General features: G+C 71.2%; 19 protein-coding genes. 9 read left to right on the forward strand and 10 right to left on the reverse strand.

Annotation, left to right across the window (positions count from 1 at the left end):
- Positions 1-41: 41 nt before the first annotated feature.
- Positions 42-491, reverse strand: coding sequence for a protein-tyrosine phosphatase family protein (locus QSK32_RS09970; RefSeq protein WP_425394655.1), 450 nt, complete (start codon positions 489-491; stop codon positions 42-44).
- 70 nt (positions 492-561) lie between these two features.
- On the opposite strand from QSK32_RS09970, the gene QSK32_RS09975 reads away from it, so the two are divergent.
- From QSK32_RS09975 to QSK32_RS09985, 3 genes are all read left to right on the forward strand, one after another.
- Entirely contained in the window at positions 562-1,794 is a 1,233-nt protein-coding gene (locus tag QSK32_RS09975; RefSeq protein WP_285471725.1) for an MFS transporter, read from the forward strand.
- A gap of 151 nt (positions 1,795-1,945) precedes the next feature.
- Entirely contained in the window at positions 1,946-3,586 is a 1,641-nt protein-coding gene (argS, locus tag QSK32_RS09980; RefSeq protein ID WP_285471726.1) for an arginine--tRNA ligase, read from the forward strand.
- 105 nt (positions 3,587-3,691) lie between these two features.
- Positions 3,692-5,476 carry a bifunctional metallophosphatase/5'-nucleotidase gene (locus QSK32_RS09985; protein ID WP_285471727.1) on the forward strand — a complete coding sequence of 595 codons (1,785 nt, stop codon included), beginning with the start codon at positions 3,692-3,694 and terminating at the stop codon, positions 5,474-5,476.
- A gap of 51 nt (positions 5,477-5,527) precedes the next feature.
- Here the strand turns inward: QSK32_RS09985 and QSK32_RS09990 are convergent, their stop codons facing one another.
- The 3 genes from QSK32_RS09990 to QSK32_RS10000 form a co-directional block, all read right to left on the reverse strand.
- Positions 5,528-6,157, reverse strand: a complete 630-nt coding sequence (locus tag QSK32_RS09990; RefSeq protein WP_045743462.1) for a sulfite exporter TauE/SafE family protein — start codon at positions 6,155-6,157, stop codon at positions 5,528-5,530.
- Between the two features lie 52 nt (positions 6,158-6,209).
- Entirely contained in the window at positions 6,210-7,676 is a 1,467-nt protein-coding gene (locus tag QSK32_RS09995; protein ID WP_285471904.1) for a serine/threonine-protein kinase, read from the reverse strand.
- Between the two features lie 136 nt (positions 7,677-7,812).
- The gene (locus QSK32_RS10000) at positions 7,813-8,226 is read right to left on the reverse strand and encodes a hypothetical protein (protein WP_045743464.1); all 414 of its coding nucleotides are present in this window, start codon (positions 8,224-8,226) and stop codon (positions 7,813-7,815) included.
- 305 nt (positions 8,227-8,531) lie between these two features.
- On the opposite strand from QSK32_RS10000, the gene QSK32_RS10005 reads away from it, so the two are divergent.
- Positions 8,532-8,882 (forward strand): STAS domain-containing protein, encoded by a 351-nt coding sequence (locus tag QSK32_RS10005; protein ID WP_045743465.1) that lies wholly within the window; start codon positions 8,532-8,534, stop codon positions 8,880-8,882.
- A 26-nt stretch (positions 8,883-8,908) separates the two neighbouring features.
- Here QSK32_RS10005 and surE read toward each other — a convergent pair whose 3' ends face one another.
- From surE to QSK32_RS10020, 3 genes are read right to left on the reverse strand one after another with little or no spacing between them, the layout of a single operon-like run.
- Positions 8,909-9,745: a 5'/3'-nucleotidase SurE gene (surE, locus tag QSK32_RS10010; protein ID WP_083449124.1), complete on the reverse strand. Its 837-nt coding sequence runs from the start codon at positions 9,743-9,745 to the stop codon at positions 8,909-8,911.
- Positions 9,746-9,771: 26 nt separating this feature from the next.
- Entirely contained in the window at positions 9,772-10,716 is a 945-nt protein-coding gene (locus QSK32_RS10015) for a 1-phosphofructokinase family hexose kinase (RefSeq protein ID WP_285471728.1), read from the reverse strand.
- A 58-nt stretch (positions 10,717-10,774) separates the two neighbouring features.
- The gene (locus tag QSK32_RS10020; RefSeq protein WP_045743467.1) at positions 10,775-11,686 is read right to left on the reverse strand and encodes a cation diffusion facilitator family transporter; all 912 of its coding nucleotides are present in this window, start codon (positions 11,684-11,686) and stop codon (positions 10,775-10,777) included.
- An 82-nt stretch (positions 11,687-11,768) separates the two neighbouring features.
- Between QSK32_RS10020 and QSK32_RS10025 the strand changes: the two genes are divergently transcribed.
- Positions 11,769-12,692 (forward strand): SMP-30/gluconolactonase/LRE family protein, encoded by a 924-nt coding sequence (locus QSK32_RS10025; RefSeq protein ID WP_285471729.1) that lies wholly within the window; start codon positions 11,769-11,771, stop codon positions 12,690-12,692.
- On the opposite strand, the gene QSK32_RS10030 is transcribed toward QSK32_RS10025, so the two are convergent.
- A complete protein-coding gene (locus QSK32_RS10030) occupies positions 12,689-14,812 on the reverse strand; it encodes a HelD family protein (protein WP_045743468.1) in 2,124 nt (707 codons plus the stop codon). The genes QSK32_RS10025 and QSK32_RS10030 overlap by 4 nt on opposite strands.
- Before the next feature lie 225 nt (positions 14,813-15,037).
- On the reverse strand, positions 15,038-16,003 hold the full coding sequence (locus QSK32_RS10035; RefSeq protein ID WP_045743541.1) for an alpha/beta fold hydrolase: 966 nt from the start codon (positions 16,001-16,003) through the stop codon (positions 15,038-15,040).
- A 181-nt stretch (positions 16,004-16,184) separates the two neighbouring features.
- Here QSK32_RS10035 and QSK32_RS10040 point away from each other — a divergent pair, with 181 nt between their 5' ends.
- Together QSK32_RS10040 and QSK32_RS10045 are read left to right on the forward strand one after the other, a co-directional pair.
- Positions 16,185-16,796 (forward strand): carbonic anhydrase, encoded by a 612-nt coding sequence (locus tag QSK32_RS10040; protein ID WP_045743469.1) that lies wholly within the window; start codon positions 16,185-16,187, stop codon positions 16,794-16,796.
- Positions 16,797-17,035: 239 nt separating this feature from the next.
- Positions 17,036-17,194, forward strand: coding sequence for a hypothetical protein (locus tag QSK32_RS10045; protein WP_157411104.1), 159 nt, complete (start codon positions 17,036-17,038; stop codon positions 17,192-17,194).
- A 94-nt stretch (positions 17,195-17,288) separates the two neighbouring features.
- Here the strand turns inward: QSK32_RS10045 and QSK32_RS10050 are convergent, their stop codons facing one another.
- On the reverse strand, positions 17,289-17,615 hold the full coding sequence (locus QSK32_RS10050) for a hypothetical protein (RefSeq protein WP_045743470.1): 327 nt from the start codon (positions 17,613-17,615) through the stop codon (positions 17,289-17,291).
- Positions 17,616-17,847: 232 nt separating this feature from the next.
- Between QSK32_RS10050 and QSK32_RS10055 the strand changes: the two genes are divergently transcribed.
- Together QSK32_RS10055 and QSK32_RS10060 are read left to right on the forward strand one after the other, a co-directional pair.
- Positions 17,848-18,339, forward strand: coding sequence for a DUF3145 domain-containing protein (locus tag QSK32_RS10055; protein ID WP_045743471.1), 492 nt, complete (start codon positions 17,848-17,850; stop codon positions 18,337-18,339).
- A gap of 228 nt (positions 18,340-18,567) precedes the next feature.
- Entirely contained in the window at positions 18,568-20,298 is a 1,731-nt protein-coding gene (locus QSK32_RS10060; RefSeq protein WP_502872520.1) for a glycoside hydrolase family 3 protein, read from the forward strand.
- Positions 20,299-20,322 lie beyond the last annotated feature (24 nt).

A 20,322-nucleotide genomic window follows, 5' to 3' on the forward strand; every position in this document is an offset into this window, starting at 1 on the left:
CCGAAATCACCACGCGGGCAGACCCTGACTGCGGAACGTGTCTAGCTCCGGAAACGCTCCACGAAGCGGCGCTGCCAGAGCGTCTCGACGGCACGGCGGTGGTAGGCGTCCCGGACGAACGCCACCGCCTCGCCCGGCGGCACCCCGTCGAGCACGGCCAGGCAGGCCAGCGCGGTGCCGGTGCGTCCCCGGCCGCCGCCGCAGGCCACCTCGACCCGCTCACTCCCGGAGCGGCGCAGAGCTTCGATCAAGACCTCCGTCGTGTACGCGCGATCACGCGGCAACCAGAAGTCCGGCCAGCGCACGAAACGGCTCTCCCAGCCGAACTGATCCGGCGCGGAGCCCAGCAGGTAGACGCCGAACTGCGGGGGATGCCCGGACGGCATCGGTGATCGCAGGCCGCGGCCGCGGACCAGCCGCCCGGACGGCAGGCGCAGCACACCGTCGCCGTCCTCGTCCCACGTCACGGTCACCCCGTTGTCGTTTCGCACCGGGTCATCTTCCCCGGTGTGCCGGAACCCGGCAGCCCGGGCGCCCGGATCGACGTAGGGTGATCGCCTTGTGAGCACTCTCGTCCAGAACCTGCTGCCGCCCCGTCTCGGTGCCGGATTCCGTTGGCTCGCCGCCTCCTCCTGGTCGACCAACCTGGGTGACGGCATCGCCGCGGCGGCCGGTCCGCTGCTGGTGGCCTCGCTGACCGACGGTCCGTTCCTGATCTCGATGGCGGCGTTGCTGACCTGGGCGCCGCCACTGCTGTTCGGGTTGTACGCCGGGGTGCTCTCGGACCGTTACGACCGCCGGCGGATCGTGCTGGCCGCCAACGCGCTGCGCCTGGTCGTGCTGTTCGCCATGGTCGTGGGCCTGTCCACCGGCCGGCTCACGGTCGCCTCGGCGCTGCTCGGTCTGGGACTGATCAGCACCGCGGAGGTGTTCGCCGACAACACCACCGGCACGCTCGCCCCGATGCTGGTGCACCGCGACGATCTGGGGCTGGCGAACACCCGTCTGCAGGCCGGGTTCATCACTCTCAACCAGTTGGCCGGGCCGCCGATCGGTGCCGCGCTGTTCGCCGCCGGGCGGGTCTGGCCGTTCGCCACCGAGGTGCTGCTGGTGGCCGCCGGGATGCTGCTGATCTCCCGGGTGCGCCTGCCGCCGCACGGCCGCCGGGCCGCGGGCCCGGGCACCACCACCGGGGTACGCCGGGAGATCGCCGAGGGTTTCCGCTGGGTGCTGCACCATCCGCCGGTCCGGACACTGTGCCTGACCATCCTGGTGTTCAACGTGACCTTCGGGGCGGCCTGGTCGGTGCTGGTGCTCTACGCCTCGGACCGCCTCGGACTGGGCGAGATCGGATTCGGCCTGATCACCACGGTCTCCGCGGTGGGCGGGATGCTCGGCACCGGCGCGTACGGCTGGCTGACCGCACGCTTCAGCCTCGGCAATCTGATGCGGACCGGCCTGGTGATCGAGGTGCTCGTCCACCTGACCCTGGCCGCCACCAGCTCGCCGTGGATCGCGATGCCGATCTTCTTCGTCTTCGGCGGGTACGCGTTCGTCTGGGGCACGATCTCCACCACGGTCCGGCAGCGGGCCGTTCCGGAACACCTGCAGGGCCGGGTCAACGGCGTCAACACCATCTGCGTGTACGGGGGACTGGTGGTCGGCTCGGCTTTCGGCGGCACGCTGGCCACCCATTACGGCGTGGCCGCACCGTTCTGGGTGGCGTTCGCGGGCTCGGCGGTCTTCGTGGCGGTGCTCTGGAAATCGCTCGCCGACATCGCGCACGGTAGGTAGGGTTCCCGGCATGTTCTGCTTCAGCGTGCGACGCCGGCCTCGTCCAGGCCGCCGCTGACGTTGCATGTCTCCCTCCCGGCGGGTCGTCCGCCGGTGCGGGATCCGTGTCCGGTCGACCCGTCTTCGTGTTCCCACCGAGGAGTGCCGACCGATGAATCTCGAGTCCCTGCTGCACGACCGGCTCGCGCCCGCCCTGGCGGCGGTCGCCGGTGCCCCGGTCGATCCGGCCGTGCGGGTGTCGCCGCACGCCGACTTCCAGTCCGGGGTGGCCCTCGCCCTGGCCCGGTCCCTCGGCCGGCCGCCGCGGGAGATCGCGGCGGAGGTCGCCGCCGCGGCCGATCTGTCCGGGGTGGCCACCGCCGTGGTCTCCGGGCCGGGCTTCCTCAACCTGCACGTCGCCGACGAGCTGATCACCGGCGCGCTGGACGCGCTGCGGCACGACGAACGGCTCGGCATCGCGCCGGTGACCGCCCCGTCCCGCATCGTGATCGACTATTCCGGACCGAACGTGGCCAAGGAGATGCACGTCGGCCACCTGCGGTCCACGATCATCGGGGACGCACTGGCCCGGTTGCTCTCCTGGCAGGGCCATGACGTGCGGCGGGTCAACCACCTCGGCGACTGGGGCACCCCGTTCGGGATGCTGATCGAGCACCTGACCGAGGCCGGGGACGGCGACCACTCGCTCGGTGATCTGACCGGTTTCTATCAGGCGGCGCGGGCCCGGTTCGATGCCGACGAGGACTTCCGGACCCGGTCCCGGCTGCGGGTGGTGGCGCTGCAGAACGGCGACGGCGCGACCCGGGACCTCTGGCGGCGGCTGGTCGCCCAGTCCGAGAGGGCGTTCCTGGCCGTCTACGACACCCTCGGCGTGACCCTCGGGCCGGACGACTTCGCGGGGGAGAGCAGCTATCAGGACGACCTGGCCGGCGTGGTCGACGACCTGGCGGCCCGGGGCCTGCTGTCGGAGAGCGACGGGGCCCTCTGCGCGTTCCCGGCGGGGTTCACCGGCAGGGACGGCGCTCCTCTTCCGCTGATCGTCCGCAAGGCGGACGGCGGTTTCGGGTACGCGGCGACCGACCTCGCCGCCCTGCGGCACCGGGTCGGCACGATCGGTGCCACTGAACTGCTCTATGTGGTCGGCATGCCGCAGCAGACCCATTTCCGGATGGTCTTCGCGGTGGCCCGGGCGGCCGGCTGGCTGCCCGACGACGTCACCGCCGAGCACATCGGCTTCGGCGCGATCCTGAGCACCAGCGGCTGCATGATCAGAACCCGGTCCGGGACCAGCGTCCGGCTCGCCGACCTGCTCGACGCGGCGGTCGACCGGGCCACCGTCCCGGCGATCGGCATCGCCGCGGTCAAGTACGCCGACCTGTGCTCCGACCGGCGGGGCGATTACGTGTTCGACCTGGACCGGATGCTCGCCTCGGTCGGCAACACCGGACCCTACCTGCAGTACGCGTACGCCCGGATCCGCTCGATCTTCCGGAAGGCCGACGGCGGGCCCGGCCCGGTCCGGCTCACCGATCCGGCCGAGCGGGAACTGGCGCTGGCCCTGCTCCGGCTGGACCCGGCGATCGCGACGGCCGCGGCCCTGCGCGAGCCGCACCGGCTCACCACGTACCTGCACGACCTGGCCGCGGCGTTCTCGGTCTTCTACGAGCGGTGCCCGGTGCTGCGGGCCGACGAGCCGACCCGGGCCAGCCGGCTGGCACTGGCCGACCTCACCGCTCGTACCCTCCAGATCGGAATGTTTCTGCTGGGTATCGAGGCGTTGGACGAGATTTGATCTCCGCGCAACCTCCGATCGATCGACCAGTTTGCCCATTCGCCGTTATGGTGCTGGTTTCGGCGCCCACGACGCGCCACGGAAACTCATGGTGAGAGGTTCGACATGACCCTTCCCTCCGGCATCTCGCGGCGGAGCGTCCTCGCCGCCTCGGCGGCCACCGTCGCCGCGCCGCTCGTCTTCTCCGAGGCGGCGCAGGCCGGCGGTTCGAAGCCCGCGCAGACCTTCCGCCTCACCGTGCTCGGCACGTCCGACACCCACGGCAACGTCTACAACTGGGACTACTACCAGGACAAGGAGTACGACGACAGCGCGCACAACGACGTCGGCGTGGCCAAGCTGGCCGCCCTGGTGACGAAGCTGCGTGCCGAGGCGACCGGCCCGGTGCTGGTCCTCGACGCCGGTGACACCATCCAGGGCACGCCGCTCGCGACGTACTACGCGAAGCAGGAGCCGATCACCACGACCGGTGAGAAGCACCCGATGGCGCGGGCGATGAACGTGCTGCAGTACGACGCGGTGACGCTCGGCAACCACGAGTTCAACTACGGCCTGCCGCTGCTGAACCTCTGGATCCGCCAGCTCGGGTTCCCGGCCCTCGCCGCGAACGCGATCAGCGTCAAGACCGGTAAGCCGGCTTTCACGCCGTACATCATCAAGAAGGTCTCGCTCGGCAAGCACGCGCCGACCCTGCGGGTGGGCATCCTCGGCCTGACCAACCCCGGTTCGGCGATCTGGGACCGGGCGAACGTCGAGGGCAAGCTGACGTTCACCGACATGGTCGCCGCGGCGGCGAAGTGGGTGCCGGTCATGCGGGCCCGCGGCGCCGACATCGTGCTGATCTCGGCGCACGGCGGCGACAGCGGCGTCTCCAGCTACGGCGACGAGCTGCCCAACGAGAACCCGACCGCGCTGATCGCCGAGCAGGTTCCCGGCATCGACGCGATCCTGTTCGGGCACGCGCACCGCGAGGTGGCCGAACGGTTCGTCACCAACACGAAGACCGGCGAGCAGGTGCTGCTCTCCGAGCCGTCCAAGTGGGGCCAGCGCCTGACGAAGATGGACTTCGACCTGGTCCGGGCCAAGACCGGCTGGAAGATCACCAAGAAGGCGGCCGCGTCGCTGAACACCAACACCGTCGAGGCCGACCCCAAGGTCCTCGCCGTGGTGCGCAAGCAGCACGAGAAGACCGTCACCTACGTCAACCAGGTGGTCGCCACCTCCACCGCGACGCTCTCCGCCGCGACCTCCCGGTACGAGGACACCCCGATCCTCGACTACATCAACAAGGTGCAGACCGACACGGTCACGGCGGCGCTGGCCGGCACCGAGTACGCCGGACTGCCGGTCCTGTCGATCGCCGCGCCGTTCAGCCGGACCGCGGTCTTCCCGCAGGGCGACGTCAAGATCAAGGACGTCGCGGGCCTCTACATCTACGACAACACCCTGGAGGCGGTCGTGCTGACCGGCGCCGAGGTGAAGGCGTACCTGGAGTACTCCGCGAAGTACTTCGTCACCGTCGCCCCGGACGCGCCGGTCGACCCGGAGACGATCAGCGACCCGGCGATCCCGGACTACAACTACGACATCTTCTCCGGTGTCGACTACGACATCGACATCTCCCAGCCGGTCGGCAGCCGGATCACTCGCCTGCAGATCGACGGTGTGGACGTGGCCGCGGACGCGCGGTTCGTGGTGGCCGTCAACAACTACCGGCGCTCCGGCGGCGGCAGCTTCCCGGGCATCGTGAAGACCCAGGTCTACAACGCCCAGCAGGAGATCCGTCAGCTGCTGATCGACTGGGCGCAGGAGAAGGGCAGCATCGACCCGGCGGACTTCTTCACGAAGAACTGGCAGCTCGTCCGGGCCGGCGTGCCGATCACCTTCTGAACGGTGGCTGTTTGAGCGGGTGGCAGGCCGGACCCCGCATCCGGCCTGCCGTCACTCGGTGTCGAACTCCCAGTTCCCCCGCTCGTCCGTCATCAGGTACGCCGAGGTGGTGGTGCCCTTCTCCAACTTGAAGGTGCACAGGTAGGACAGCATCCCGTCGGCCTCGCGGTACCCCTGCGGCTGGCAGGACGCGCTGGTGACCGCGCCGATCTCGGTCTTGATCCGGTTGTCGGTGAGCAGGCCGCCCTCGACCACCGCGGTGATCGCCGCCTCCTGGTTCTTCAGGTAGAGCGGGATCGCCACCTTGAGCGTCAGCGCCGTCCAGAACACGCCGCCCACCACCAGGGTGAGCCCGAACGCCATCCAGTACCGCAGGCGCGGCCGCCCGTAGTGCCGGGCCCGGCCCGCCCGCCGCATCGCCGAGACCACGCCCAGGACGCTGAGGAAGAACGTCCAGACCACCACCGGTTTCCAGGAGGGCGCGTCCGGGCGGCCCCCGGCGAGCACCTCCTCCGGGAAGCGCACCAACAGCTGACCGTGCTGGTAGTACTCGAAACCGTCGTGCGGGGCCTGCCCCCCGGGCGGCGCCGTGGGCGGCGCTGCCGGTGCGGGTGCCGCCTGGTTCGCCCACGGCGGGGCGGTGGAGTACGGCCCCGGCTCCGGAGAGGTCTGGAGTGTCATGGCGGCACCATCGGCGCCCGCCAGGCCCAGATGAGGCTTAGAGAGCTTCCTGTCAGCCCGCGCCGCCGTCGCCGATGACCGGCGGCAGGGTCGGCGTGGTGGTCGTCGGCTCGGTCGTCGGTTCCTTGGTCGGCTCGGTGGTCGGCTCGGTGGTCGGCTCGGTCGTCGGCTCGGTGGTCGGCTCGGTCGTCGTCGGCTCGGCATCCGGCGTCGGCGAGGACGAGGACTCTTCGGGGGTGGGCGACGCGGACCGGCTCTTGCTCGGCCGGACGGTGGCCTCCGTCGTCTCCGCCTCGTAGTCGTCGTCGGGCGACTCGCTGGGCACGACCTCCTCGGTCGGCAGCACCGCCTCGACCGGATTGTTCTGCTTCACCGGGTTCTCCCCCTTGGGGGTGTCCTCGCCGCCGGTCAAGGTGAAGATCAGGCCGAGCCCGCCGGCCATCACGAACAGGGCGAGGACCGCGAACATCAGGATCCGCTGTCCCGGCTGCTGCCGGGGCGACGAGACGGGCATCGGTGGCATCGGCGGAGGCGCCGGCGACACCGGACGGGGCATCTGCACCGGCCGGGTGGCCGGGGGCTGACCCATCGAGGCCGGGCTCATCGGCGCGGTGGGGAACTGGCCGGTGCCCAGGCGGGCCGGGCTGATCGGGGCGACCAGGGCGGTGCCGGTCAGACGTTTCCAGTCCATCGGCCCGGCCGCGAGGATCGCCGCCTCGGCGAACTCGGAGGCGCTCTGGAACCGGTCGGCGGGCTGTTTCGCCATCGCCCGGCCGATCAGATAGCGCACCTCGTCGGGCACGTGCGCGGGCAGCGGCTCCGGCTCGTCCTCCAGGTGACGCAGCGCCACCTGCAGCGCGTTGTCGCCGTCGAACGGCGGGTGGCCGGCGATGCAGTGGTAGGCCACCGCGCCCAGCGCGTAGATGTCGGTGCCGGGCGTGAGGTTGCCCTTGGCGACCTGCTCGGGCGCCATGTAGAGGGCGGTGCCGACGATCGCGTTGAGGCCGGTGACGCTGGTCATCGCGTTCGACCGGGCGACACCGAAGTCCACCAGGATCACCGCGCCGGACGGCTTGACGATCAGGTTGCCCGGTTTGACGTCCCGGTGCACGATCCCGTTCTCGTGGGCGGCGTGCAGCGCGTCGGCGGCCTGAGCCACGATCGACATGGTCTCGGCCACGTCGATCGGGCCGTCCTTGAGCCGGTTGGACAGCGGCTCGCCCTCGACCAGGGCCATCACCAGATAGGCGACCTTCTCCGGGCCCTCGTAGTCGCCGTCGCTGGCGTAGTCGTAGACCTCGACCACGCCGGGGTGACGGAAGGCGGCCATCATCCGGGCCTCGCCGTAGAACCGGGTGGCGAACTCCGGATCCTCGAGCATCGCGGTGCGCAGCACCTTTACCGCAACGGTGCGGCCCAGGACGACATCGGTGCCGCGCCACACGTCACCCATGCCACCGGCGGCGATCCGATCGTCCAACCGGTACCTGTTGTCCAGGAGACTTCCCGCACTGAGCACCAAGCGGACCCATCTGATCGGGCGGCCCTGACCCGGCGCCGCGAGAACAAGCCGAACGACGCCCAACTGTACAGAGGGTCCGCTCGCAACGGGAGGGTCGGCGGTTGGCCCCGAAAGAGCCTGCTCGCGGCCGGGGTCAGGGCTCGTCGTACGACGGCGTGACCACGATCGCGGTCTCGGCCAGTTCGCTCTCCTCGTCCTCTGCCTGGCGTTGCAGCGCTGCCCGGGCGGTGGTCGCGGCCACCCAGCCGATCGCCGCACCGGCCAGAATCGCGCCGGTGATCAGGCCCCACGGGCGTCCCGGGCTGCGCCCGGCGAGCGCGTCCGCGGCGGCGATGGCCCTGACCCGGGCCTCGTCGGTGACCGAGGTCACCCGATCTCCTGTCCGCCCGGCCAGTCCCCGGGTCCGCCGTCCGGCGCGTTCGGCGACTCCGGCGGTCGCCCGGCCTGCACCTTTGGCGCTTTCGCCGGCCGTCGACATGGCTTCGGACAGGTACTCCCATGCCTGGACGGCCGTGTGCTCGGCCCGGCTCTTCCTGCTTGCGAACATCGTCGGTCTACCTCCTCGACAGGCCCCTGAGGGCCTAGTTGCCCGAATTATCGAATCCGCAAACGTCCGCATTACGGTTCCAAAACGATTTGACGTCGCGCAGTACTGTTGACCTCGTCCACACCGGCCACTCAGGTGTCTGACAGGTTCGGGTCCTAACGTTTCGTGCAGTTTCACCGAACCTTCCGGGGGTAGTCCTTCGGCCCTGGCTGACAGGGCGGCGCGTGGCAGAGGTGCGACGCGCGGACCGAACCGCGTAACAGGAAACGACGCCCGGACCCGCCGGGCGGGTGGAGGGAAGAGGCGTGACGCTGTCGATAACGACGTCGACGCTGGCCGACGGTGCAGTGGAGGTCTCGCCGCGCGGCGAGATCGACGTCGAGAACGCATACGAGATCCGCGAAGCCGTGGCCGCGCAGTTGGCCGACTGCACCCCGGTGCGTATCGAGCTCAACATGCAGCACGTGACCTTCATCGACTCGGTGGGGATCAGCGCCCTGGTGGCCGCGTTCCAGCTGGCCGGCGTCAGCGGGGTCAAGGTCGTGGTGACCAGGCCCAGTCGTTTCGCCCACCGCCAGCTCTGGGTGACCGGGCTGCTGGGCCTCTTCGGCAATCCACAGCCCCACGAGGACGCGGTGACCGCCGCCGGCGCCTGACATCCGTCCTTCTCCAGGGCCCGGGGCTAGTAGGCCGGGCTCTGGAACTTGATGCCGTCCAGGCTGATCCGCACCCCCGGGTCCTCCGAGGGGGCCCGGATCGGCGTGATCACCGCGAAGTTCTCGGCCAGGGCGGCCAGGTCGGTGCCCGGATCGAGGTCCTCCTCGGCGGCCTGCACCGCGGTCCGGACATAACCGTCACCGGCCTCGGCGATGCTCATCTGCACCTGGCCGAACCGGGCCAGTGACGCCTGCCGCAACCCGCGGATGCCGTCGACGTGCAGGTCCGGCACGTTCAGGTTGAAGACCGTCCCGGGTGGGGTGTGCAGCAGCGACGGCAGCAGCCGGACCGCCAGGTCGGCGGCGCTGCCCCAGTGGTGCTTCTCGTCGTCGATGTGGTCGAGGGCCGCGATGGCGGCGCCCCCGCTGGCGGCCGTGGCCGCGGCCGGGGTGAGCACGTCCAGCGAGACGGCGAACCCGTGCAGGCCGGCGTGCGAGGCGGTCAGGGTGGCCCCGACGGTCCCGGAGTGCACCACCGCGGCCCCGGCGTTGGCGCCCCGGTTGATCCCGGAGAGCACGACGTCCGGCGGTGGCCCGAAGGCGTCCCGCAGGGCCAGCAGCACGATGTAGGCGGGCGAGGCCGCCACCCCGTACGCCGGGATGTTCTTGGCACCGGCCAGCTCGCGGCGCTGCGAGACGATCTTGCCGTCCTGGACCACGGCGGTCATCGCGGCGCTGCTGCCGCTCGCCTCGCTCAGCGGGGCGGCGACCACCACCTCGTGGCCGGCGTGGGCGGTGGCCCGGGCCAGCCAGCGGATCCCGGGCGCGTCGATGCCGTCGTCGTTCGTGATGAGGATTCTCATTGGCGGCTGATTGCCCGCTACGGCGCTCATGATTCCTTCTTCATCGGAGTCAGCCGGACGCGTTCGGTCAGGACCCGGACCGCGTCGACGTGGCCGGTGCCCAAGCCGTGCCGGGTGACGTTCAGTGCGCCCGCCGCGGTGCCGGTGCGGACCGCCTCGTGCATCGGGCCCCCGCGGGCCAGGACCGCCGCCACGCCGGCCGTCATCGAGTCCCCGGCGCCCCGGTGCTCGGCCGGGGTGAGGCGGGGCAGGGCCACCTCGTGGATCTCGCCGTCGATCAGGGCCAGGGCGCCCTCGTCGGCCCGGGACAGCAGCACCGTCTCGGCGCCGCCGTCATGCAGTTTGATCAGCGCCTCGGTCAGCGCGGCGGTGCTGCCGTCCGGGGCCGTGCCGTCGGCGATCAGCTCCTCGTGGCTGATCTTCAGAACCGAGATGCCGGCCTCCAGGACCGCGGCCAGGTGCCGGCCGCACAGGTCGGCGATCACCCGGCAACCGTTGGCGCGCAGATCGGCGGCGAGCCGGCCGTACACGTCCGGGTGGATCACCGACGGGTGTGCCGGTCCGCTGAGGACGGCGATGCCGGCCCGCAGGCCCTCGGCCAGGCTCAGGTTGTAGAGCTCGTCCAGTTCGTGGCGGGACAGCGGGACGCCGGGCCGCTCGGCGATCTCCTCGCGGGTGCCGCCGCGGCGGTCGTGGACGTACCACCCGCTGCCGTGCTCGCGCATCACCAGGCGCAGGGTCACCCCGGTCAGTTGTTCGAGCAGGGGGCTCAGCACCCGGCCGACCTCCCCGCCGGCGGCCGCGCAGAGCGTCACCCGGGCGCCCAGCAACGTGATCATCCGGGTCTGCCAGATGCCCTGGCCGCCGGGATGCACGTGCAGTTCGGGCTCGTCGTGGTGTTGCTCGATGGTCACCGTCAGCTGGGGAGCCGGCGCGAAGACCATGACCCGGCCGTCACTCATGATTCGCATTGTTATCTTTTTGCGCAATCGGCGTGGGAGATCGCAGAAAGAACTTCTGCCCCACACGTCACCAACCGGTCGGCGAGCAGTGTCGATCCGTGTCGGCCGGTTCCACCTGCAGGGTGGCGTGATCGATGGCGAAGTCCTCGTGCAGAGCCTCCCGGGCGCGGGTGAGCACCGTCCCGAACTCGGCCGCCGCGTCCAGCCGCAGATGCGCCGACGCCACGTCCATGCCCGAGGTCAATGTCCAGACGTGCAGATCGTGTACATCGCAGACGCCGGGGACGGCTGCCAGGCGGGCGCGGACCGCGGTGATGTCGAGACGCTCCGGGGCGGCCTGCACCAGGATGCGCACCGCCGAGCGGCCGAGCGCGAAGGTCCGGGGCAGGATCATCAGCGCCACCACCACGGCGACGATCGGATCCGCGTACGCCCACCCGGTCCCCGCGATGACCAGGGCCGCCACGATCACCCCCGCCGAACCGAGCAGATCGCCGAGCACCTCCAGGTACGCACCGCGTACCCCGATGTTGTCCCGTGCCCCGGACCGCAGCAGCACGAAGGCCACCACGTTCGCGGCGAGACCGCCGAGCGCGACCACCAGCATCCATCCGGCCGGCACCTCGGGCGGATCGGTGAACCGCCGGACCGCCTGCACCAGGACGAACCCGGCGACCGCGGTGAGCAGCAGCGCGTTGGCGAGGGCGGCCAGCACCTCCAGTCGGTACAGGCCGAAGGTGCGCCGGGAGTCGGTGCCCCCGTGCCGGTCCGCGGCGGTGATCGCGGCCAGGGTCATCGCGATGGCCAGCACGTCGGTGAACATGTGCCCGGCATCGGAGAGCAGGGCGAGCGAACCGGTCAGCCCGGCCGCCACGGCCTCGGCGAGCATGACCGCGGTGAGCAGACCGGCGGCCCACCAGAGGCGTCCGCGGTGCTGTCCGCCCTGCCTCCGGGCGCCGTGATCGTGACCGGCTCCCATGTCTCACCCTCCTCCGGTTGTGGGCGGGGTCATAGTGGGTTGGAATCATGACGACCCGTTCTGCAACGGAAAGGAAGTGTTCGTGCTTCGCCGTACCCTTGCGAACGTCCTCTGCGCCATCCTGGCGGTGACCGTAGCCGCCCAGCCCGCCGCGGCGGCGCAGACCAGCGCACTACCCGGCACAATCACCCTGCCGAGCGGTTTCCAGCCCGAAGGTGTGGCGATCGGCGCGAAGCCGTACGCCTACTTCGGCTCCCGCGTCACCGGCGACATCCTGCGCGTGGACCTGCGGACCGCGGAGGGTTCCACCTTCGCCGCGGGCCCCGGCACCGCGTCACTCGGCATGAAACTGTCCGGCGGCCGGCTGTTCGTGGCCGGCGGCGCGGGTGGCGACGCCCGCGTCTACGACGAGCGGACCGGGCGGCTGCTGCGGACCTATCCGCTGCGTCCCGCCGCCGACGCGCCGTTCATCAACGACGTGATCGTCACCGGTGGCGCCGCCTGGTTCACCGACTCGCGCAGCCTCACCCTGTTCAAACTGCCCCTCGGCAAGGGCGGTGCGCTGCCGGAGGCGGCCGTCGCGGTGCCGCTCACCGGCGACCTCGAGTTGCTGGCCGGCAACAACGCCAACGGCATCAGCGCCACGCCGGACGGCCGCGCGCTGATCATCGTGCAGTCCAACACCGGCAAGCTGTTCCGGGTGACCCCGGCCGGGGTCACCACCGAGATCGGCCTGGCCGGGGAGACCGTCGCCTTCGGGGACGGCCTCTGGCTGCGCGGCCGCACGCTGTACGTGGTGGAGAACCGCAACAACGTGATCACCAAGATCGCGCTGGACCGGTCCGGAACCGCCGGCACGGTGCTCTCCCGCACCGGCGACCCCGGGTTCGACGTGCCGACCACCATCGCCGAGTTCGGCGGGCGGTTCTATCTGCCGAACGCCCGCTTCACCACCACGCCGACGCCGGAGACGGCCTACACCGCCGTCTCCGTGGCGATCCCCTAGGGCAACCAGCCGGGGACCGTGCCCACGGTCGTCAGACGCTGCGTGGCACGCGACAGCGCCACGTAGAGGGTGCGGACCCCGGCGTCGTCCGTCGCGATCTGCTTCGGTTCGACCAGGACCACCGCGTCGTACTCCATGCCCTTGGCCTCCAGCGCGGTGACCACCTGCACCCGCTCCGGCAGGCCGGTGAGCCAGCCGGCCGCCTCGTCGCGCCGCGGCACCGGCGTGATCACGCCGATCGTGCCGTCCACCTCGGTCAGCTGCTTCTCGGCGAGCTCACGGACCACCTCCGGCAGCCGGCCGGCGTCGGTGACCACGTCGTCCGGCGGCACACCGGTGCTGCGGACCGCCGACGGCAGCGGCAGATCCGGCATGATCGTCCGGATCACCCGGGCGGCCACCTCGAAGATCTCCGAGGAGTTGCGGTAGTTCGTGGTCAGCGCGTAACTGTTGCGCTTGCGGGAGCCCAGCGCCCGCTCCCGGGCCCGCTCCAGCTCCTCCGCGTCACCGGACCAGGCGGTCTGCGCCGGGTCGCCGACGATCGTCCAGGACGCGTACTGCCCGCGCCGCCCGATCATCCGCCACTGCATCGGCGTGACGTCCTGCGACTCGTCCACCACCACGTGGGCGTACTCGCGGTAGTCGTCCTCGCGGTGCACCTGCTGGGCGCGGGCCGCCGCCTGCCGGTCGGCGAACGTGCTGACCTCCTGGATCCCGTCCCGGACGTGGAACGGGTTCTTCGACTTCTTCTGCGCCTTGCGGGGGCGGCCCATCAGCTCGTCCAGCTCGTCGAGCAGCGCCACGTCGGCGATCGTCGGGCCGTGCTCGTCCAGGCCGTCGAACGAGCCCTGCAACGCGGCGACCTCCTCCCGGGAGAGCAGACCGTTCGTGTACGCCCGGAGCCGTCGCGGATCGGCCAGCCAGCGCAGCACCCGCATCGGGGTGAAGCGCGGCCACCACGCCTTGAGGAACTCCCGGAAGTCGGTGCGGTCGGCCAGTTCCGCCTCGAACTCGCGCTTCTCCGGCAGGCTGCCGGTCTTCTGCTCGCGGGCCTGCGCCCACAGCTCGTTGAAGACCCGGTCGAAGCCGTGCCCGCGGACCTCGTTGCGGCGCGCGCCCCGCGGCAGGGCCTGCCGGCGGATCTTCTCCAGGGTGGCGGCGTCCAGCCGCAGCAGCATCCCCCGGTAGAGCATCCGCAACTCGGTGGGGGCGCCCGGCACCGTGTCGTGCGAGGCGCGCTCCAGGACCCGTCGCATCCGCAGCGAGCCCTTGATCGCCGCGACGTCGCCCGGGTCGACCCTCGTCGCGTTCCAGGCCGGTACGAGCGATCCCAGCGAGCGCAGCGACGCCGTCTCCTCGCCGAGCGACGGCAGCACCGTCGCGATGTACTCCACGAAGACGCCGGACGGTCCGACCACCAGGATGCCGCCGCCGGCGAAACGGCTGCGGTCCGAGTAGAGCAGGTAGGCCGCCCGGTGCAGCGCGACCGCGGTCTTCCCGGTGCCCGGGCCGCCGGTCACGATCGTCACCCCGCCGGCGGGGGAGCGGATCGCGTCGTCCTGCTCCCGCTGGATGGTGGAGACGATGTCGCGCATCCCGTGACCGGTCGCCTTGGAGAGGCTGGCCAGCAGGGCGCCGTCGCCGACGATCCGCATGCCGTCCGGTGCTGCCTCCGGGTCGAGGAGGTCGTCCTCGATGCCGGTGACCTTCTCGCGGTTCGACTGGATCATGCGGCGGCGGACCACGCCGAGCGGATCGGCCGGGGTGGCCCGGTAGAACGCGGCCGCGGCCGGCGCCCGCCAGTCCACCACCAGCGGCTTGGAATCCTCGTCCCGGATGCCCATCCGGCCCACGTAGTGCACGGCTCCGGTGTTCAGGTCGAGGCGACCGAAGACCAGACCCTCGTATTCGGTGTCGAGCGCGTGCCGGCGGCGCGCCGCGTGGAAGACCATCGCGTCGCGTTCCACCAGTGCGCCGAAGGTGCCGACGCCGGCCTGCCGGTAGCCCTCCTTCTCGGCCCTGGACGCGTCCCGCCGCAGCTCGACGAGCCGGGAGTAGACCCGGTCCACGTGCAGCTGCTCGGTCGCGATCTCCTGTTGCAGGACGGTGGCGTCGCTCAAGACGGCAGTTCTCCCTTTCCTGCGCACCACGCGAGCGGCCCCGCCCGGGATGCGCGTCTTCCCCATCACGCCACCACAGCGCTCTCGCGAAGGGGGCAATCGAACTTACTCCCGCGCGGCGGGGCGCGTCGACAGGGCCTCCCCTCCGGCGCGTCCCCGGGGCCGTCCGAAACTCCCAGGATCGTCGCCGGGGCGGCGATCAGTGTGCGCTTTGCGGTAAAACGACTAAGCGGCCCTGCGGCAGCGGGTGGCCGCGCTCATCCGGCGCACCTCGTTCTTGCGAGCCCGCTTCACGTCGCGCAGCACCCGGCGCACGATCCCGGTCAACGCGTCGGCCACCGCCTCCGGGCGTTCCAGCGGCAGCATGTGCCCGGCACCGGCCAGCACGGTCAGCTCGGCGTCCGGCAGCGCCCCGGCGATCGACTCGGCGCAGGCCCGCGGGGTCAGGCGGTCCCGGTCGCCGACCAGCACGACGGACGGGACGGGCCCGATCGCGGCCAGGGTGTCCAGCCGCTGCTGGGCGCCGACCGCGGCGCGGAAACCGCCGATCGAGTTGAGCGGGGCACGCCCGAACCCGCGCATCGTGGTGAGCATCGCCGTCTCGGCGCACTCGTCGCCGAACAGCAGCCAGCGCAGAGCCGGCCGCAGGACGGGCAGCACCGCCCGGTGCGGGCGCCAGGCCCCGGACCGGGCGAGCAGGCCGGCCCCGAGCGTCTCACCGGCGCGCAGCAGCGTGGCCACCTGGGGCGGCAGGCCGTACCGGGTGTGGGCGTGGCCCTCGGCCGTGGTGGAGACCAGGAGCAGCCCGGCGACCCGGGTGGCGAACTCCTCGGGACGGCGGTGCGCGTACTCCATCACGGCCATCCCGCCCATCGAGTGGCCGGCCAGGACGAGTGGGCCCTCGGGGGCGTACCGCGCGATCACCTCGGCCAGGTCGTCGCCGAGCCGGTCCAGGGTGGCCGAGCCGATGTCGGTCGCGTCGGAGCGCCCGTGGCCGCGGATGTCGAACGCGACCACGCGGGGCGCCTTGCGGCCCAGCCCGGCGAGCGCCGACACCTGATGTTCCCAGGTGCGGCGATCCTGGCACCAGCCGTGCAGCAGGATCACCGTCGCCGCCGCGTCCACCGGTCCGGACGTCTCGACGTGCAGGCGTACGCCGTCGGTCATGACGACCGCGGAATGCTCGATCATGGGCACCTCCGTGAGGGTCACGGTCCCCGTAGGTACCCACGGGTCATCAGCATCACTCGCGATCACGATTATTACCAGCATGTTTCGGTGGTGATTCAAATCCGTTCAGGCCACGCGGATCGGACAGTGAGTTAGCTCGCAAATACTATGGCGACGGCCGGTGCCGGTGAGAATCGTGTGCATGACGGCTACTCGAGACGCCACCCAGGTCAGCACCCCCGCAGCCGCCCTGAGCGAGCTCATCTCCGGCAACAAACGGTTCGTCTACGGCAAGCCCCGTTACGGACACCACGTGACGCAGGCCGCCGCGACCGCGAGCGGACAGCAGCCGCACTCGATCGTGCTCGGCTGCATCGACTCCCGCGTGCCCCTCGAGGCGGTGTTCGACCAGTCGTTCGGTTCGATCTGCGTGGCCCGGTCCGGCGCCCACGTGCTCGACCGCTCGGTGGCCGGCTCGGTCGCCTTCGCGGTCAGCGAACTCGGCGTCTCGCTCGTCCTGGTGGTCGGCCACAAGCGCTGTGGTGCCGTGCACGCCACCGTTCAGTCGCTGCGCGCCGGACAGCAGCCCGGTGGGGACATCGGGTACCTGGTGGACGAACTCGCGCCGGCGGTCCACGAGGTGGGCCTGGACGATCCGGACGCCGAGGAGAAGGCGGTCCGGGCCCACGTCGCCCGCACGGTCGACCGTCTGCGGATCAACCCGGGTCTCGCCGAGGCGCTCGCCTCCGGACAGGTCCGTGTCGAGGGCGCGGTCTACGACCTCAGCACCGGCTGGGTGGACTTCCTGCGCTGATTCATCGGGTACGGGCCAAAGACGTCCCGTCCCCTTCCTCGCCCACGCCCTCCCGCCCGTTCCGGAGTCGTCCCGGCGGGCCCCTCGGGCTCAGCTGTGGCGCCCGCGGCTTCTGAGATCGGCCCCGCGGGGTCGGAAGCGGTCGAACGTGGCGTGTGCGGCATCTGAGGCCGCCCCGCGAGCCCGGCTGCAGCGGGTCGCAGCGTCGGGAATCCGCCACGTGCCCGGTGCGGATGGTGATGAGTGCGACACCCCGGATCCACAGCATGCTTGTGGACGCGAGGCGCGACATCTGGTGGGTGACCCACCGCTACGGCCCGGCGGTCGCGTTCTCGGCCGTGCGTGGGCAGGTGGCCGCGTGCAGCCACGACACCCCGTGGTTGCCGGCCGGCGCGTAGGTCGTACCACCGGAAAAGCGTCCGAGAAGCGCCTGGAGCGGGCAAGAAGAAGGCGCCCCGACGTCAGTCGAAGCGCCTTCCGGAAGACCGAAGATCAGCCCTCGAAGACGCCGGCCTCGGCGAGGCGCTTCTCGGTGGCGGCCCAGCCGTGACCCGGGTTCGAGGTCTCGAGCGCGGAGAGCTCGGCACGGATCTTGGCACCGTGACCGGCGGCGGTCAGGACGCGGATCTCCTCGACGAAGGCGTCCGAGCCGGTCGCGAGGTGGGTGGTCTTGCCATTGGTCAGGTTCCGCACATATGCGTAGCGGCCGTCGGCGAGCGGGATGAGGTATTTGAACTCACCGAGAACGCTGAGGGCGCCACCGGAACCCTGGCCGGCGCGGACTGATGCGCGGGCGGTCTTTGAGGTGTTGCTCGCCACGACGGCACTCCTTGAGGAATAGAAAAAGGCTTTGGCAACTCTACACGACTGCCCTCGGACCGTGCCGTCGGAGCAGGTAAGGCCGTTGCACAGGGTGTGCCACTACGACAGCTCCCATAGTCGATGTTGCGGATTCTCTGGCGCACCATCAGTACCACCCGGCATCATGGGACACGATCAACCGCGGTCGAGGTCGTAGGGGAAGACGCACCTCGGTCTCCGGGAGGTCACCGTGCCAACGTGTGGCGTCGTATACGTCCACTCGACCCCACTCGCCGTGTGCCAGCATGTCGAGTGGGCGATCGCGCGCGTCCTGACAGCGCCGGTCAATCTGCAATGGACCGTGCAACCGGTCGATCCGGGCATGCGGCGTGCCGAGTGCACCTGGACCGGCCGGACCGGTACTGGCGCCGAGCTGGCTGCTGCCTTGCGACAGTGGCCCATGATCCGGTTCGAGGTCACCGAGGAGCCCAGTGCGGGCGTCGACGGGGAGCGCTTCATGCACGTCCCCGGCCGCGGTCTCTTCCACGGGGTCATGGGCGCGTCGGGCGACATCCAGATCGGTGAGGACCGGTTGCGCGCCATCATGTCCTCGGTCCGTGCGCCCGAGGCGCTGTCGCATGCGCTGGACAAGGCGCTCGGCACCGCCTGGGACGCCGAACTCGAGCCATATCGCTACGCCGGTGACGGCGCCCCGGTCACCCTGCTCACCCGGGTCGGCTGAGCGGGGGCGACACGCGTGCCGGCCAGGTGCCGGCACGCCGGCTCGCCGTGTCCGGAAACGGTCGAAGGCGTGTCCGGAAACGGTCGAAGGCGTGGCCGGAAACAGCCGAAGGTGCGGCCTGCGACGATCGAAGGCGTGTCCGGAAACGGTCGGACACCGATGCCCCGAGAGATGTGCACACGGGGGTTGAAGTGGCGACGTTTCCGGCGAACTGGTTCGATGGCGGGCGTGAGAAAGCTGCTGCGAGCCGCCGTCGTCGTGCCGTTACTGCTGGTCACCGGGGCTTGCAGGAGTGAGGGCGCCGAGCCGGTGGCGCCGGCGTCCAGCGCGCCGCCACCCGTTCCCGAGAGCGCCCTGCCCTCCAGCGCCCTGCCGGCGCCGACCGGGGATCCGGCGACCCGGGCCGCCGCCACGGTGGCCCGGCTCAGCGACGAGGATCTGGCCGGGCAGGTGCTGATGCCCTATGCGTACGGCAGCGCCGCCACCGAGGTCGACAAGATCGCCGCCGGTGGCAACCAGCAACTCGCCGGGGTGAACACCCCGGCCGAGATGATCGCGAAATACCGGCTGGGCGGCCTGATCCTGGTCAGCTTCACCGCGGGCGACCCGACCAGCGACACCAACCCCACCACGAACGTGGAGAACCCCGAGCAGGTCCGCAAGCTGACCGCCGGTCTCCAGCAGGCGTCCGCCGCGCTCCCGGTCCAGGCGCCGCTGATGATCGGCACCGACCAGGAGTACGGCGTCGTCACCCGGATCACCGAGGGCGTCACCATGATGCCGTCGGCGATGGCCTTCGGGGCCGCGGCCCAGCCGTCGCTGACCGAGGGCGCCTGGCGGGCGGCCGGCGAGGAGCTGGCCGCGATGGGTGTCACGGTGGACTTCGCCCCGGTCGCCGACACTCTCGGACCGCAGGGCAGCGGTGTGATCGGTTCCCGGTCGTACGGTGCGGACCCGGCGGTGAACAGCGCCCAGGTCGCGGCGGCGGTCCGCGGCCTGCAGAGCGCCGGGGTGGCTGCCTCGCTCAAGCACTTCCCGGGGCACGGGCACACCACCGGGGACAGCCACGACGAGCTGCCGGTGATCGCGCAGTCCCGCGCGAAGTGGGAGAAGGAGGACCTGCCGCCGTTCAAGGCCGGGATCGGGGCCGGCGCCGGGGTGGTGATGTCCGGCCACCTCGACCTGCAGGCGGTCGACAAGGGCACCGCGGCCACGTTCTCGCACAAGGTGATGACCGACGTGCTGCGCGGTGAGCTCAAGTTCACCGGGGTCGCGATCAGCGACGCGATGAACATGGCCCCGGCGAAGAAGTGGCCGGCCGGTGAGGCCGCCGTCCGGGCCCTCAACGCGGGCAACGACATGCTGCTGATGCCGCCGGACATCCGGGCGGCGCGGGACGGCATCCTGGACGGCCTGAAGAGCGGCAGTCTCAAGCGGGAGCGCCTGACCGAGGCGGTCACCCGGATCCTGACGCTGAAGTTCACCACCGCGCAGAAGACCCAGCCCGAGCTGTCCGTGGTCGGCTCCGAGCAGCACCGGCAGGCGGTCACCGCACTGGACGCCGCCTCGATCACCGTGCTGAAGGGCCGGTGCACCGGCTCGCTGGTCACCGGGCCGGTCACGGTCACCGCACCCGGCTCCCGGGAGACCGCGCGCGCCAACCTGGTCCGGGCCCTCCAGGACGCCGGTGTGACCGTTCAGGCGGCCGGTGGCACGGTCGTGCACCTGGTGGGCTACGGCGACGGCCTGGCCGATCTGAACGCCGACGCCGGCGTCACCGTGATGATGGACAACCCGGGGCTGCTGGGGTCGGCCAAGTCACCGACCCTGATCGCCACGTACTCGTCCAGCAAGCTGTCGCTGACCGCTCTGGCCGCGGTGATCGCCGGCAAGGCGAAGGCACCCGGCAGGTCTCCGGTGGCCGTGCCCGGCCTGCCGCGGAGCGCCTGCGTGAAGTGACCGGACGCGAACGAGGAGGGCCCC

Source organism: Actinoplanes sp. NBRC 101535 (assembly GCF_030269225.1).
Taxonomy (GTDB): Bacteria; Actinomycetota; Actinomycetes; order Mycobacteriales; family Micromonosporaceae; genus Actinoplanes; species Actinoplanes rectilineatus.